A 14,939-nucleotide genomic window follows, 5' to 3' on the forward strand; every position below is an offset into this window, starting at 1 on the left:
AATCGCTGATAAAATGGTTACTGTACCACGGTCTCCGCGCCGTGTATTTCCCAATCGAATGTATTTGTCCTGACACTGAGCTCAGGTCGACTTTCCACGACGCGCCCAAGTTTGCATTATGGGCCTAGCCGCTCAGGATGAATGTGCGCATTAGCGGCGAGGCGCTCAGACTCCGTTGTCACGGCGGCGGTTTTGACGCATCTCGTCCGCTGTTTTAGCTCGTCCGCCCAATATCAGTCTTCCCGTTAGAGTTGGCTGCGTGCTGGTTGTTGAATCCTTGACCCCGTGAAGCAGGTCATAAAGTTTCTTTGCTCGCTCCCGTGCATCACGGAGATCAGCCGCATCGGGCCTAGCCATGAGCTCCACAGCTTCGGTCTCGGCGACCCGGAGTGCATGGCTGAGGGTCAATTTCATGGGCGCCCATTGCCGATCCACATCATCCCAAGTGACCGTGTAACGGGCTTTTCGATCCATTTTTTCCAGCCACTCGAACGGGGAACGCGGGGGAGCCTTTCGAAGCTGGGTGCCGTGTGATCCCGGAGTTTTGTTGTACTTCTTGGACTCACTTTTTGTCCTGACCATAATGTTCAACTTCCCCCAGATGCAATCGAATGACATAAGACTATAGGATCCAGCAGCAGGGCCTGGGAGTCCCAGTTCTATTCAATTTTGCTGGCACCACCCAGCGTGAAAATTCTGGGATAGTCATTGTGCTGCATTGTGAATACTAGATGGATTTTTGCCCCGAAATGTGGGTAGGAACTGCAATGATATCTCGCCACCACACCAGTGGCCTATTGGTAGAAATCGACTCGATCAGCTGACTTTCAGCCCTTCATCGAAGGACTTCAGGACCAGTTCCAGCCGGTCAAGCACGTCGTCGCCAAACAGCTCGTCCGGTCCGGTGGGCGCCAGCTCGCTGTAGGGGGAGTCGTAGAGCGCACCGACGTCCACAGATCCATTTTCCGACAGCTGCGTTGTCAACACCGTCAAGAAGTTCAGCTGCGCGGCGTTGAAGGTTGCACCGGCGACAAAGTCCGACAAGGCTTCCTCGACGGCTGCGCGGTCCAGCCCCACCAGGGATCGAACGAAGTGGGCCAGGCCCTCGGTGCGGGCCCGTGTGAGGTCCTCCTGCGTGCCGGCGCCGCTTTCCTGAAGGATGCGTTCCAGCTCGGAGAGGTCAAGTGGAGTCAGTGGCTTGTTGCGGCGCAGGCGCTGCAGCGTGGCCAGGTCCAGGTGAGAGCGCAGGTACATTTGCGCTTTTAGGCGGTAGCGGTCAAAGTTGTTCACGCCTGAGTGGACGCCGTCGAGTTGGATCTCCAGTAGTTCACCGAGCTCGTCTTCGAAGTTGGTGTAGACGACGTTGCGGCGTTTCTTTTCAATCAGGTGCACCAGACCGCGCAGCTTCCGCCGAATGGACTCGAGCCACTCGACCGATACGGACGCCCATTCGTTGTCGTCGGCGATTTGTTCCAGCAGCACCAGCACCGGTGAAATGGCTGGGTTGTTGGGCTGGTCGGCCAGCGCGGCCGCGATGTCCTGGATCTTTTTCCGGTACGTGTCCACTGCTCCGGGGTCTACCAAAGACGCTAGCTGGGCGTTGAGCACGATCAGGTCAAAGCGTTTCGCTTCTTCCTTCTCGGCGGGGGCGCCCTGTCCGGCAACCTTGGCCAAACCGGTCTCCAGTTCGGCCACATCGGAGTCGGAGAGCGAAGCCCAGCCCTCCGGTGTCGAGTATTTTTCGACTGCCTGCCGGTGTGGCTTCACCAGGAAGTTAGCAGCAGGCAACAAGTAAACCTGCCCGGACAGCCCTTGCACCAGGTCCGTCACCAGGGACAGAGACCCCATCCCGGCGGCCCGGGAGGCGACGAGCAGCTTGGCCCTCGTGGCGAACGTCGCCTCGGACAGCGACTTGCCCACCGAGCCCTCGTTGCCGGGCAGTCCCGTATTGAAGTACTCGGCGTTGCGGCAGAGGTCAAAGATGAAGAAGTCTTGTTTGTCTTGTCCCGGGCCGTAGAGGTCGGGGCGCAGGCGGGTGCCGCGGCCCAGCATCTGCCAGAACTTGGTCTTGGAGCGCACCATCTTGAAGAACACCAGGTTGACCACTTCAGGGACGTCAATGCCGGTGTCGAGCATGTCCACGGAGACGGCGATGTGCGGATTGTCTTCCACGCGGCTGAAGGAGTCGATCAGGCTCTGCGCGTATGTTTCCTGGTACGTGATCACGCGGGCAAAGTGCCCCTTGAGGTGTGGGTAGTTCTTGTCGAACTGCCTGGCGATGAAGTTGGCGTGGTGGTTGTTCTTGGCGAAGATGATGGTCTTGCCGAGCCTGTCGCCGCCGGCCACCTTGTGTCCGTGGGTCATGAGCACCTCAAGGGCCTTGTTCACGGTGTCTGTGTTGAACAGCCAGCTGTTGACCACGGCGGGGTCCACGGCGTCGGGGATCTCGCCCTCTTCATCCCACTCGAGTTCGTCCCACTGTTCCTTCTCGTCTTCGGACAGTTCGTCGTAGCGGATGCCCTCGTAGGGGAACTTCAGCGGCACTGGCACCACGCGCGGCGGCACCAAGTAGCCGGCGTCGATCGCCTCATCGAGTTCGTAGGCGAAGGTGGGGACGTTGTCCTCAATGTCGAACATGGAATAGGTGTTGCGGTCCACATCGGCCTGCGGTGTGGCGGTCAGGCCGAGCAGCAGCGAGTCAAAGTAGTCAAAGATGGCCCGGTATTTTTGGTAGATCGAGCGGTGCGCTTCGTCCACAATAATCAGGTCGTAGTGCCCAATCCCGAACGACGGCTCACCGTCCGCACCGCCCGTGCTGCCGGAAATCATGTTCATGATGGTCGGGTACGTGGCCAGGTTGATGCGGCTGTCGGTGTCATTGTCCCGGCCTAGAATCGCCGGAGCGCTGCCGGGAAGGTGGGTCTTGAACGCCCGGGCCGCCTGTGCCACTAGGGATACCCGGTCGGCGAGGAACAGGATGCGCTTGGCCCAGTTGGCGTCCATGAGCAGCTTGGAAAGTGCGACGGCGGTCCTTGTCTTACCCGTTCCCGTTGCCATGACTACCAATGCCTTGCGGGACGACGCCTCATAGCTTTCCGTCACGGCGCGGATGGCGCCGTGCTGATAGCCGCGCTCCACAACCGAATTGTCGATGGCTTCGCCAGTCAGGTGCCGGCGCGTGGTCCGCCGGGCAATCATCAGTTCGAGCTGGTCGCGGGTGTGGAATCCCTGGACGGGGCGGTCGCCGTACAGGGTGTCGTCCCAGATCCATGTTTTGTAGCCGTTGCTGTAGTAGATGATCGGGCGGCGTCCGAACTTGGCCTTCAGGCAGTCGGCGTAGAGCTTGGCCTGCTGCTTGCCGACTAAGGGGTCCTTGGTGGAACGCTTGGCCTCCACGAGGGCCAGCGGCAGTCCGTCCGCACCCCACAGCACGTAGTCCACATAGCCGACCCCGCTGGAGCTGGGCATCCCGGTGACCGGGTACTCACGGTCCTCGTCCTGCGTGAGTGGCCATCCGGCGTCGTGCAGGTCCTGGTCAATGAGGTAGGCGCGGGTCAGTGCCTCGTCGTAGTTGTGGGCGTCTGGGGACGCTTGGTTGCGCGCCTTGGCCCCAGCCAGCGCAGCGATCTGGGCCCGGGCATCCTCGAGCTGCTGCTCCAGCGAGGTGGACTTGGCTCGGGCGTCGGCAAGTTCCCTGTCCTTGGCGGCGAGCTCGTCGGCAAGTTTGGCCACGGCTTCCATGGAAGAGGGGGCAGGCGGGGGAGTCTTCAGCTTCGGCTTGAGCAGTTCAACGTCGAAGGCCATGCCGGTGGTGGGGAGGTGCGCAGCGTCGATCGTGTAGGTGCGGGCCAGCCAGTAACAAACGTGGAAGAGCTCAGCCACTGCAAACTGTGAGTTCTGACGGGAAGGATCAGGCTTGCCGTGGACGGCGTTATTGCCGGCCTTGCGGATGGCATTGAGTTTGCTGGTGATGGTGCTGCCCACCAGGGCCTTGAACTCGGGTTGGTTCAGCAGGCCGTTGAAATCCCGCTGATAGGGGCTGGGGATGTCGGTTTCGTGCTCGTATATCCAGTCCACAATGTGCTCGGCCGTGTGGCGGGCATACATCATGGACACGCGTGGATCTATCCAAGCGAACTGCTCGGCCCTGCGGGCCCGCTGGGCCAGGTCCGGCCACTGTGCCAGCATGAAAGCAAAATTGCTTTGCACTTCCCCCAAGATCGCTCCATTCGTAGCACTGATTGTTCTCTTCAATCATTGAACCATGCAGCTGCGACACAACAGGTGTACAGGCTGCTCTTTGACGTCCGGAGGACTATTGCGGTGACGTACGACGACGGACGGCTGGTCTGGGTGCGTAGATTCGTCGACGCTGAGGTGCTCGAATCTCAAACGTGCCGGGTGACTCTGACGATGACTACGACTGCAACCGTCATTGCTGTCAAGTCAAGGTCAGGTTCCCGGAATAGTTCATAGGTGTGCGCAATCCACGGTCATCTGTGCACCGTGTCCAGAGCGGCTCGCGCATCAGCAATTGAGGCATCGTCGCAAACCCCTGTCGTGGACGGAATAATATTTCCCAGCCGAGATGTACAGGGTCTTGTGCGAAGTCGGATCGAAGAGTTCAATTCCCTACAGAAACTTGGCTGGGGGATTGTGCGTGTAGGTTCATGACGACAGCTTTCTGTACCTGTGGTCATTGGCTGAGCGCTTGCGTCGGAGCTCTGTGATTCCGTGATGATCAAGGTTCCTCGGATGTGTCGATGCCAGTTCCGCTAGCGTAGCGCTGACCCAGTAGGCTGGCGTCATGGCTTTTGACCCTTGGACCCCAGACCCGTTGAAGAAGATCCGAGAACTCTTCAACGAGTACGAGGATGCAACACCTGCGGACAAGTACTTGAGACTTTACGAAGGTGACGATGTGATCTCGTTGGGGTTGGCTTGGTTGCATGAGGAACTTGATCGGCACATAAAATTCATGAACGGCAAGGCTCCAAATGGTTCTAGTGGGCACTTTAACGCAGAGAACAGTAGAGAGTTAATCTCACTGATTGGTGACATCAACTCTTTGAAGAGTGCTGTGCGTCGAGCGGGAAGTACGCTGACTCTTGATGAGGCGTATGAAAATTTCATTGATAGTGCTGATGATTGGTTGGTCGCTACTAACGGCAGTCCGATTCCTTCCGGGCTGACCCCTATAGAATTTAAGAGGCACGAACCCGTATTCTCGTTCGGTGAGGAAACCGTCGTGAAAATCGACCAGAGGGAAGACGTCGCTCTGAAGATGGAAGGCGAGGGATCGTTCGCCAGAGTTCATTCCTTTGAGGATCCGGCCTATGGTATCAGATTTGCTCGCAAGACGCTCAAGAAGGGTGCTAGCGCGGATGACACCGAGAGGTTCCGAAAAGAGTTTGAGATCATGAGCAACCTCAGCTTTCCGTACATCTTGCAAGTCTATAAATATGACCATGTAAAAGTTTCTTACACTATGGAATACTGCGAAAACACTCTGCAGGCCTATGTCAAAGAGCGAAATGGGCAGGACTCATTCGATAGGGCCACGCGCCGCCGAGTTGCATTACAATTTCTGTATGGACTGAATTACCTGCACCTCATGGGCTTTTCCCATCGTGATCTTAGCTATAAGAACATCCTGCTCAGACGCTATGGGTCCGGAGCCGTAGTTGTGAAGCTTTCGGATTTTGGCCTAGTCAAGGACCATTCTTCGGACTACACGAGGACGGGTGTTGAAATTGCAGGCTCTATCATAGATCCGGCTCTTCGGGATTTCAAAGAATATGCGCCGATCAATGACATATATGCAGCTGGCTTCATTCTCTCTTACATCTTTAGCGGTCGTCAGAGCTTGATGAGTGATGGAAGTGCGATGTCGAAGATCGTTCATAAGTGCTCGCATACGAGGCCGGAAGAACGCTACCAGTCCGTTCTGGAAATTGTGGATGCGCTTGATGCACTAGATATTTCGGCCGAAGGTGTCTCTGCCTGAGTTCGTTAGAAGAGCTAGCACTTTGCTATGCCGCTTATGTTTGCGTGGCGTGTCGATGGGCCGGATTATTTAGAGTTGGACACTCGCATAGGGAGCTGAATTATCAATTGTGTCTTCGACGTTATTCGTAAACCAAATTTTGGTCAAGGAGCGGGCGATATGTGGCGTTCCTGAAACAGCCCGCTCGTGAGCTGTAAGGAGGACCATCAATGAGTCCTACCAGCGCGGGACTGCCGTCTGTCTCAGCGGGAACTCGAGGTTGTCATAGCTGGCCTCTGAATGCGCGGTGTTGCAGAGAGGCGAAAAGGGTATCCAGCTCGGCCAGCTGGGTGCGGTGCTGCTCCTTCAAACGCTCGATGCTGGCCACGCGTCTTGCGAAGGTCTGCTGCAGTTCAAGCGGTGGAACAGGGAATGGCATCCGAGCAAATCGGGATGCTCCGAGGTGGGCCACGCTTGATGTCTTGCTGCTGATTTTGGCGAATTCGCCGTCTCGGAAGTGCTTGAGGAACACAGCAAGGGCAAATTCAGGGGCTAACCTTGACCGGTCTGCGACAAACCGGACTAGCGTGTTCTGGAAACAGCAGCCGTCAATCTCGTTACGCCACATGGCCGGTCGACCAACGAGCTCCGTACTTTGACCCTCATTGAGCAGGATGTCCCCATGATTTAGTAAATACTGGCGAGTGTCGTGCTCGTCGAAATCCATGGACAGGACGTCGTCTAGGGCAAGTGAATTTAGCCGTACATTAGCGACTCGCATGTATGGAGTCGTGTATTTCCCTGACTGGTATTTCGGAGCACGCTGTCGTCCGAGTTGAACGCGCCCAACGTCAGAGACTGTGGTGATCGGGAAGCTGCCGTCGGCAAACATCGAATGGAAGATCGACTGTGCCAGTGCGTCGAGGTGGGCGAGGGCTTCGCGGCGCTGGGTGCGAAGGTGGGCGGCCTTGTCCAGAATGGCCGCGATCCGGCGCTGTTCGGGCGGGGGCGGGAGGGGGATACGAACTGATTTGAGGAACTTGAAGTGTCTGCTGTAGCCGGCAGAGGGAATGTCGACGAATCGGAGGTAATGAAATAGGAATCGGACGTTTGCATCGATCTTTGGAACGAGAACTTTGGTTCCGTCGGCCCCCAGAATAAAGGGGCCTTCAACGTATTTGAGGACGCGCGTGTGATCGCCAAAAATGATCACTGGTCCATGGGGCGCGGCGACCAGTGACGGATCGTTGGAATATCCGGCGATTTCCAAGCGTCCTTGGTCAACGATCGGGAACTTTCCGGTTTTAAGGTAATTTGAAGTCTGGACCTTGGGATTGCCTCCCGTCTTGTCCGCAAAAACGTCGAGGAATGCCTTGGTCTCGACAGGAGTGATCCGTGAAGTCTGTTCAACTACTGTCACTTGAGGAGCTCCCGGAGCTCGGCCATGCCGCTGAGGATGGACGCTTCCAGCTTGTCGAGGGCGCCGAGGATTTCTTCGGGCGACTTGTGGTCGACCTCGTCGTATTCGATTTCCTTGTAGCGGTTGAGGGAGAGGTCGTAGTCGTTTGCTTCGATCTCAGTGCGGGGGACGCAGAATGACTGGTCGGTGCGCGCGCGTGTGAGTTCCGTCGTCGAACGCGTCATCCAGCGGGAGAAGACATCGTCAAGGTCGGAAGTTCCGAGGGGGGTGCGCTTGTCGTCGAGGGAGAAACCGTCGCTCTTAACCTCGTAGAACCAGACGTTTTCGGTGCCGCCGGCGTTGGTCTTGGTGAAGAACAATATGGCGGTGGAGACTCCGGCGTAGGGTTTGAAAACGCCGGAGGGGAGCTTGACCACGGCGTCGAGGCGGTGGCCTTCGACGATCAACTTGCGCAGTTCCTTGTGCGCCTTGGTGGATCCAAACAGCACGCCGTCTGGGACAATCACGGCCGCGCGGCCGCCAGGCTTGAGCAGGCGCAAGAACAGGGCCAAGAACAGCAGCTCGGTCTTCTTGGTCTTGAGGATGCTGAGGAGGTCCTTGGCGACGTTGTCGTAGTCCAAGCTGCCGGCGAACGGGGGATTGGCGAGGATGAGGCTGTACTTCTCTTCTTCCTCCCCGTGGAGGTTGGCGAGGGAATCCCGGTAGGTGACCTCGGGGTTCTCGACTCCGTGCTGGAGCAAGTTCATGGCGCCGATGCGGAGCATGGTGCTGTCGAAGTCGAAGGCGTGGAATTGTTCGTTGTGGTAGAACTTGGCCGTTTCCGGGTTGGTCAGCAGCGTTGCATTGTTATCACGCAGATACTCGGAAGCCTGGACAAGGAAGCCGCACGTACCGGACGCCGGATCGCAGATTTCCTCGAGTGGCTGGGGTGCCTGCATTTTCACCATCAGGTCGATAATGTGGCGTGGCGTGCGGAACTGGCCATTGGTGCCTGCTGTGGACAGCTTTGACAGCATGTACTCGTAGAGGTCGCCCTTGGTGTCCTTGCCGGACATGTCCATCCCACTGATGACATCGACGACGGTGCCGAGCACGTTGGCCGTGGGGATGGTGAAGCGGGCGCCCTCAAGGTGTTTGGCGTAGCTGGAGACCTCGCCGTTGGACTGTGTGGGCAGCACCTCGCGAAGGAACACAAACATGCGGTCGCTGAATAGCTTGAACATCTGATCCTTGGACAGATCCTGGAAGTTCTTCCATCGCAGGTCGCTCCACGGCCGGCCCAAGTGGTCGTTGCCCAGCGGGAACGGCAGGTTGTGCGCCGTCTTGCCGGTGCGCAGCGCCTGCTTTTCAGCCCGGGTCTGCGCCTCGTCCAACCGCTTCAAGAAGAGCAGGTACGTGACCTGTTCAATAATCTCGATGGGGTTGGAGATTCCGCCGGTCCAGAACGTATTCCAAACCTTGTCTACCTGGGACTTGATTTCACCTGTGATCACCAATTGAGTTTAGCGCCGGAAACCATTCATGCAGGGCCGGTCGGTCCGGCCGCGTGTTTGTTCACCTGCTACTGGCGAAGGTGAACAGGTGGCGTCAAACGAATCTGGCATGGCGCCCCCCATTCGTTGCCGTCCAGCAGTGAGCGTCTGATCGTCCCGCTAACCGAGTTTCGTGGTGACTCTTGCGGCATCCGGCATCCGGCATCCGCCAATAGGCAACGTGACTACTGAAGGGTAAACCGTCAACTGAGATGTCAAAAGGGGGAGCTCGCCCTTCTGAAAAGGGGGAGTGAAATCGGAAGAAAATTTTGCTGAATTGGGGGAGTAAAGGGGGAGTTGGGCCGTTTTTCGCCTTAAATGCCTCTGACCTGCGGAATGAAACCGCAGGTCAGAGGCGCTTTTTGGTGCCCCGGGCGGGAATTGAACCCACGACCAAGAGATTAGAAGGCTCCTGCTCTATCCGCTGAGCTACCGAGGCGTTGGCCCAACCAAGGGCCGCATCTAAATTATCAGGTTTATTCACCGATCTCTTCCTCCACAGGCGCGGCAGAGGCTGTTAAGTCCACATTTGGGTGTTTCCCTCTGGTTTAGGTCCTTCGATCGGCGTTGGCTAGAGCTCAAGGAAGTATCGCCGTATCCGCGGCCCAATGAAAGGTAGTGAAATGGCAAACTACATCAGCCTCCGGGGATTTGTTAGCTCAGACATCACCATGAGCACCACGGACAGCGGTCTCGTGATCGCAAAATTTCGCATGGGTTCAAACACCCGTCAGCAGGATCCCGTCACCAACCAGTGGGTTGACGGGAAGACCAATTGGTTTCAGGTCAGTGCCTTCAGGGCGCTGGCCACCAACGCCATGATCAGCATTCACAAGGGCAACCGAATCGTGCTCACTGGCAAGCTCAAGGTGAGTTCTTACCTTCGCAAGGACGGGACACCCGGAAACGGTGTTGACATCGAAGCGGACAGCATCGGCCTTGACCTCAACTTTGGCACCGTCACGTACCACCGCATGCCATCGAACAGTCAAAATAACGGTGCCGCTGGTGCAGACCACGCCGGCGGATCGGTTCCCCCGGACATCGACGAAGGCGACATCCCCGATGAGGATCCTGAAGAGGTTGGCGTCAATGACGGCGGCCGCAGCGGAGACACAGACCAGTCCGACGACGGCGACGACGACGATCGCGCCGCTGCGCAAGGGCTCCAGGAAGGCGAACATGCCAACGAAGAAACAGGGGAGATCCTAGTAAACGCAGCCCCCTATTAGCCGGGTGGGCGAGGGAATCGCGATCGCCGGAGGGTGAGAGTGTCGGGTGGACATGGCACAATGGCGGGGTGACTTTGGAAAAGATGGCTTCCCGCCGCCAGCCTGCTCAGCGCCGCCCAAGCGTCCGGGCTGTTGCCGTATCGGTTCTTTTGGCTGCATCCATGGCCATGAGCGGCTGCTCACTCTTGTCCAGTGAGTCGCCAGTCCCAGATCCAGCTCCGGCAGCCACCAATGAGACTCCAGTCAAAGTTGATGAAAAAGCGCCCGTAGAAAAGCCCGCGGAACCCGTCTCTGCCGCCGAGGAAATGTCCGGCAAGATGACTGCTTCACTGAAGAAACTTGCTTCCAGCACCAAGTCGCCCAACCGCGAACAGATGATGGCAGCAATGTTGGAAGCTGGCGCCGTCAAGGAAAAGGTGGAGTTGTCCATAGACATCACACCCACGGGCCTTGCTGTTGATGCGGTTGAGTCAGCAACCTTGGTTGGTAAAGAGTGCGTCATTGGGCAGGTGCGGGACGGAAGTGTTGCAGTCACTGTCCTTCCTGTTCTCGCTTCAGGGCTGTGCTTTGTCGGAGATACGCACTAACAACCGCCCTAGGGATTGACCCTATTGTGCCGCGTTGCTCACTTCCGTCGTAGCGAATGTGAGTTATATGCCCGCACCCACTAACCTTGGGGGTATGGCGGAATTTATTTATACGATGTCCAATGCCCGCAAGGCTGTTGGAGAAAAACTCATTCTTGACAACGTAAGTATGTCTTTCTACCCGGGGGCCAAAATTGGCGTCGTGGGTCCTAACGGTGCCGGTAAGTCCACCATCCTGAAAATCATGGCTGGTCTGGACACCCCCTCCAACGGTGATGCTCGCTTGAGCCCCGGCTACACTGTGGGCATTTTGCTCCAGGAGCCACCGTTGAACGAGGAAAAGACCGTTCTGGGCAACGTCCAGGAAGGCGTTGGAGAGATCTACTCCAAGATCCAGCGGTACAACGAAATCTCCGAGGAAATGGCCAGCCCCGACGCTGACTTTGACGCACTCCTTGAAGAGATGGGCAAACTGCAGGAAGCCATCGATACTGCCGATGCATGGGACATTGATTCCCAGCTCGAGCAGGCGATGGACGCATTGCAGTGCCCGCCGGGAGACTCCGACGTCACCCTCCTCTCCGGTGGTGAGCGCCGTCGCGTTGCTTTGTGCAAGCTCCTGCTGCAGAAGCCTGACCTGTTGCTCCTCGATGAGCCTACTAACCACTTGGACGCCGAGTCCGTGAACTGGTTGGAACAGCACCTCAAGAGCTACGCCGGCGCCGTTCTCGCCGTGACCCACGATAGGTACTTCCTGGACCACGTGGCCGAATGGATCGCAGAAGTTGACCGCGGTCACCTCTACCCCTACGAAGGCAACTACTCCACCTACCTGGAGAAGAAGCGCGCCCGCCTTGAAGTTCAGGGCAAGAAGGACGCCAAGCAGGCCAAGCGCCTCACCGAAGAACTCGAGTGGGTACGCTCCAACGCCAAGGGCCGTCAGACCAAGTCCAAGGCTCGTCTGGCTCGCTACGAGGAAATGGCTGCCGAGGCAGATCGCACCCGCAAGCTCGACTTCGAAGAAATTCAGATTCCGCCGGGCCCGCGCCTGGGTGGCATCGTGCTCGAAGCGGATAACTTGAAGAAGGGCTTCGGCGATCGCATCCTGATCGACGGACTATCCTTCACGCTTCCCCGCAACGGCATTGTTGGCGTCATCGGCCCGAACGGTGTTGGTAAGTCAACGCTGTTCAAGACCATTGTTGGTCTGGAAGAGCTCGACGGCGGAAACCTCAAAGTTGGCGACTCGGTCAAGATCTCCTACGCGGACCAGAGCCGTGGCGGAATCGACCCAGACAAGACCTTGTGGGAAGTTGTTTCTGACGGTCTGGACTTCATCCAGGTTGGCCAGGTAGAAATGCCTTCCCGTGCCTATGTTGCCGCATTCGGTTTCAAGGGCCCGGACCAGCAGAAGAAGGCAGGTGTGCTCTCCGGTGGTGAGCGCAACCGCTTGAACTTGGCGCTGACCCTCAAGCAGGGCGGAAACCTGTTGCTTTTGGATGAGCCCACTAACGACCTCGACGTGGAAACCCTCAGCAGCCTTGAAAACGCGCTGCTGGAATTCCCCGGCTGCGCCGTCGTGGTATCGCACGATCGCTGGTTCCTGGACCGAATTGCTACCCACATCCTCGCCTACGAAGGCACCAACGAGAACCCGGCCAACTGGCACTGGTTCGAGGGTAACTTCGATTCCTACGAGGAAAACAAGGTTGAGCGCTTGGGCGCCGATGCGGCACGTCCGCACCGCGTTACCCATCGTCGCCTGACCCGCGACTAGTCCCCACTCGCCGGCCTGAGAAATCGCTGACGCGATTTCTCAGGAACCTGGCAAGCGTGGGCCCATGCGTGGGACCAAGGTGTGTATCTCCTTGGCGGTCCTAGCTGGCGTGGGCCCAGCGTGGCCCACACCGCATGAATACACATAAAAATAGCCGGTCCCTTCACGGGGCCGGCTATTTTTACGCCTGTAAATATCAGTCGTGCGGTGTTCCTTCAGGAATCCTGATCATGCCCTCCTGGGCAACCGAGGCGACCAGCACGCCGTCGCGGGTGTAAAAGCGGCCCAGATTCAGCCCGCGTGCCTCCGACGCGCTGGGGGACTCGGCGACGTACAGCAGCCAGTCGTCCACCTGCACGGGACGGTGCCACCACATGGCATGATCCAGGCTGGCAACGCTGATGCCCGGCGTAGCCCAATTAATTCCGTGGCGGCGCAGCGACGGCTCCAACAGGACGTAATCGCTGGCATAAGCCAGGGCCGCGCGGTGCAGATTTTGATCCGCCGGCATGGGGCCCAACGTCTTCAACCACACAGCAGTATGGGCAACGTGCTCGCCCTTGACATCAAAGTAAATATTGTGGCCAATGTGGCGAATGTCGAAGGGGCGTTCGTACGCCCAGGCGCGGGCCACGGGGTGGTCGATTCCGCCCAACAGTTCGGCCGACGTCGGAAGTGTCTCAGGTGCCACAATGCCGCTCGGCATGGCTTCCTGGTGCTCCAATCCGCTATCGGGGCGCTGGAAGGATGCGATCAGGGACAGGATCGGCACACCGCCCTGGTAGGCGTGCGTGCGGCGTGCCGCGAAGGAGCGTCCGTCGCGCAGGCGCTGCACGCCGAACGTCAGCGGAGACGCGGCATCTCCGGGGCGCAGGAAGTAGCCGTGCATGGAGTGCACCAGTTGGTCCTCGCCCACAGTGCGTGCCGCCGCCATGATGGACTGCGCCAAGACCTGACCGCCAAAAAGCCTAGGCCGCGGTGCGCTGGCATCGCCGAGCCCCACGAACACATCTTCATCGGTCTGGGCCCCGCCGGCATCGGAAAGATCCAGCATGCGCAGGAGTGTTTCCATGGGATCTGTTGCTGATGGTGTCACATTCATAACCGTGACTCTATGTGTCAAGGGGATGCCGCGACAAATGGGCAATCCCGTATGAATCCCCTCAGCCGGGCCCCAATTCTCTGTGACGTGGGGAACGTCAATTGGTGGCACCCCTGCGGCTTTGACATGATGAAGGCATGGCACCCGGTTTCCAGCACTCACAGCAAATCCGCTTCGGCGACATTGATTCCTACAACCACGTCAACAATGTGGTGTATTTGCAGTATCTGGAGGACGCCCGGGTCCAATTGACGTATGCCCAATTGCCCGGTGGTGGCACCTTCCAGGACTTGATCGGCACCGAACTGTTCATCCTCGTGGGCCGCAACGAGATCGAATACCTGGCCCCCATCAGCTTCGGCACCGAGCCCGTTTACGTGAACATCTGGGTCACCAACGTGGGCGGCTCCAGCTTCGATTTCGGCTACTCCGTCACAGACGCTGACACCTCCATCATTTACGCCCAAGCGGCCACCTCCATGGTTCTGGTCTCGCGCACCACCGGCCGCCCCATCCGGCTGACCCCGGAACAGCGCAGCGCCCTGGACGTCTGGCGCGGGGATCCCGTGCCGTTCAAGCGCAGCCCCGCCCGCCCCGTGATCACCACCGCAGAAGGAAACCGCTGATGTCCACCGCCCTACACACCCAGGAATTTGATCTTGCCGACGCCGGAACGGTCGCTGACCTACGCACCTTTGTGACGCGTGCGCGCAACGCGGACGACGGCGCCATCCGCCTTCAGGGGGCCGGTCACGTTCTCGCGGCGTACGTCTGCGTCATGCGCGGCAAGCTTTTGGGGGAGGGGACCCCCACCATTCTGGGGCTGCGCACCATGGCTCTGGGGACGCCGTCGGACATTGATGTGACAGTGTCACTATCAGCGGTGGCCGACCGCCTGGCCCGCATGGACGAAGGGGATGCCAAGCTCCCAGTTCCGCCCATGACGGTTCAGGAATCCTGGACGGGCATCAGCGCTCCGCGCAGCGCCTGGGAAGAAATTGGCACCATTTCTGCCGACGAACTGATCGCCGTGGCGAAGTCTGGCGTTCAGGAAATTGGGCAGATTATCCCCGTTAACCCGGGCGCCCTGCTGGTGAACAACGTCCGGGCCTCCGTCTGGGGGCGCCCCATGGACGGGGTACCGGGTGAGATCCCGGGCGGGGCGGCCTTCGCAGCCTACGCACTGGGCTTTGTGGCGCCGGGCGAAACCGGCACCATTTACAGCTCCCACCGCTGGCTGCGGATCAGCACCAACCGCGGCCATATCCTGATCAAGCCGGCGTCGCTGCTGTAATAGCGCCCG

The 14,939-nt window shown here is 58.5% G+C and carries 10 protein-coding genes and 1 tRNA gene; 6 read left to right on the forward strand and 5 right to left on the reverse strand.

What is annotated here, in order from left to right; all coding sequences use genetic code 11:
* Positions 1-816: 816 nt before the first annotated feature.
* The gene (locus CXQ93_RS14690) at positions 817-4,209 is read right to left on the reverse strand and encodes a DEAD/DEAH box helicase family protein (protein WP_258069040.1); all 3,393 of its coding nucleotides are present in this window, start codon (positions 4,207-4,209) and stop codon (positions 817-819) included.
* A gap of 598 nt (positions 4,210-4,807) precedes the next feature.
* Between CXQ93_RS14690 and CXQ93_RS14695 the strand changes: the two genes are divergently transcribed.
* A complete protein-coding gene (locus CXQ93_RS14695) occupies positions 4,808-6,007 on the forward strand; it encodes a protein kinase family protein (protein ID WP_104111187.1) in 1,200 nt (399 codons plus the stop codon).
* Between the two features lie 262 nt (positions 6,008-6,269).
* Here CXQ93_RS14695 and CXQ93_RS14700 read toward each other — a convergent pair whose 3' ends face one another.
* The 3 genes from CXQ93_RS14700 to CXQ93_RS14710 form a co-directional block, all read right to left on the reverse strand.
* On the reverse strand, positions 6,270-7,406 hold the full coding sequence (locus CXQ93_RS14700) for a restriction endonuclease subunit S (RefSeq protein ID WP_104111188.1): 1,137 nt from the start codon (positions 7,404-7,406) through the stop codon (positions 6,270-6,272).
* Positions 7,403-8,899: a class I SAM-dependent DNA methyltransferase gene (locus CXQ93_RS14705; protein WP_104111189.1), complete on the reverse strand. Its 1,497-nt coding sequence runs from the start codon at positions 8,897-8,899 to the stop codon at positions 7,403-7,405. The genes CXQ93_RS14700 and CXQ93_RS14705 overlap by 4 nt, the downstream gene beginning before the upstream one ends.
* Positions 8,900-9,301: 402 nt before the next feature.
* Positions 9,302-9,377: transfer RNA gene (locus CXQ93_RS14710), tRNA-Arg, on the reverse strand.
* Positions 9,378-9,561: 184 nt separating this feature from the next.
* Here CXQ93_RS14710 and CXQ93_RS14715 point away from each other — a divergent pair.
* The 3 genes from CXQ93_RS14715 to ettA all read left to right on the forward strand — a co-directional run bounded on the left by CXQ93_RS14715 (position 9,562) and on the right by ettA (position 12,534).
* Entirely contained in the window at positions 9,562-10,170 is a 609-nt protein-coding gene (locus CXQ93_RS14715) for a single-stranded DNA-binding protein (RefSeq protein WP_181036175.1), read from the forward strand.
* Positions 10,171-10,238: 68 nt separating this feature from the next.
* Positions 10,239-10,757 carry a DUF6993 domain-containing protein gene (locus CXQ93_RS21130; protein ID WP_258069022.1) on the forward strand — a complete coding sequence of 173 codons (519 nt, stop codon included), beginning with the start codon at positions 10,239-10,241 and terminating at the stop codon, positions 10,755-10,757.
* A gap of 94 nt (positions 10,758-10,851) precedes the next feature.
* Complete coding sequence (ettA, locus tag CXQ93_RS14725) at positions 10,852-12,534, forward strand: energy-dependent translational throttle protein EttA (RefSeq protein WP_104111191.1); 1,683 nt, start codon at positions 10,852-10,854, stop codon at positions 12,532-12,534.
* A gap of 196 nt (positions 12,535-12,730) precedes the next feature.
* Here the strand turns inward: ettA and CXQ93_RS14730 are convergent, their stop codons facing one another.
* Positions 12,731-13,636 carry an acyl-CoA thioesterase II gene (locus CXQ93_RS14730; RefSeq protein ID WP_104111192.1) on the reverse strand — a complete coding sequence of 302 codons (906 nt, stop codon included), beginning with the start codon at positions 13,634-13,636 and terminating at the stop codon, positions 12,731-12,733.
* A gap of 137 nt (positions 13,637-13,773) precedes the next feature.
* Between CXQ93_RS14730 and CXQ93_RS14735 the strand changes: the two genes are divergently transcribed.
* Together CXQ93_RS14735 and CXQ93_RS14740 are read left to right on the forward strand one after the other, a co-directional pair.
* Positions 13,774-14,262 carry a thioesterase family protein gene (locus CXQ93_RS14735; RefSeq protein WP_104111193.1) on the forward strand — a complete coding sequence of 163 codons (489 nt, stop codon included), beginning with the start codon at positions 13,774-13,776 and terminating at the stop codon, positions 14,260-14,262.
* Entirely contained in the window at positions 14,262-14,930 is a 669-nt protein-coding gene (locus CXQ93_RS14740) for a hypothetical protein (RefSeq protein WP_104111194.1), read from the forward strand. Before CXQ93_RS14735 ends, CXQ93_RS14740 begins: the two co-directional genes overlap by 1 nt.
* Positions 14,931-14,939 lie beyond the last annotated feature (9 nt).

The organism is Arthrobacter sp. N199823 (assembly GCF_002929705.1).
Classification (GTDB): Bacteria; Actinomycetota; Actinomycetes; order Actinomycetales; family Micrococcaceae; genus Specibacter.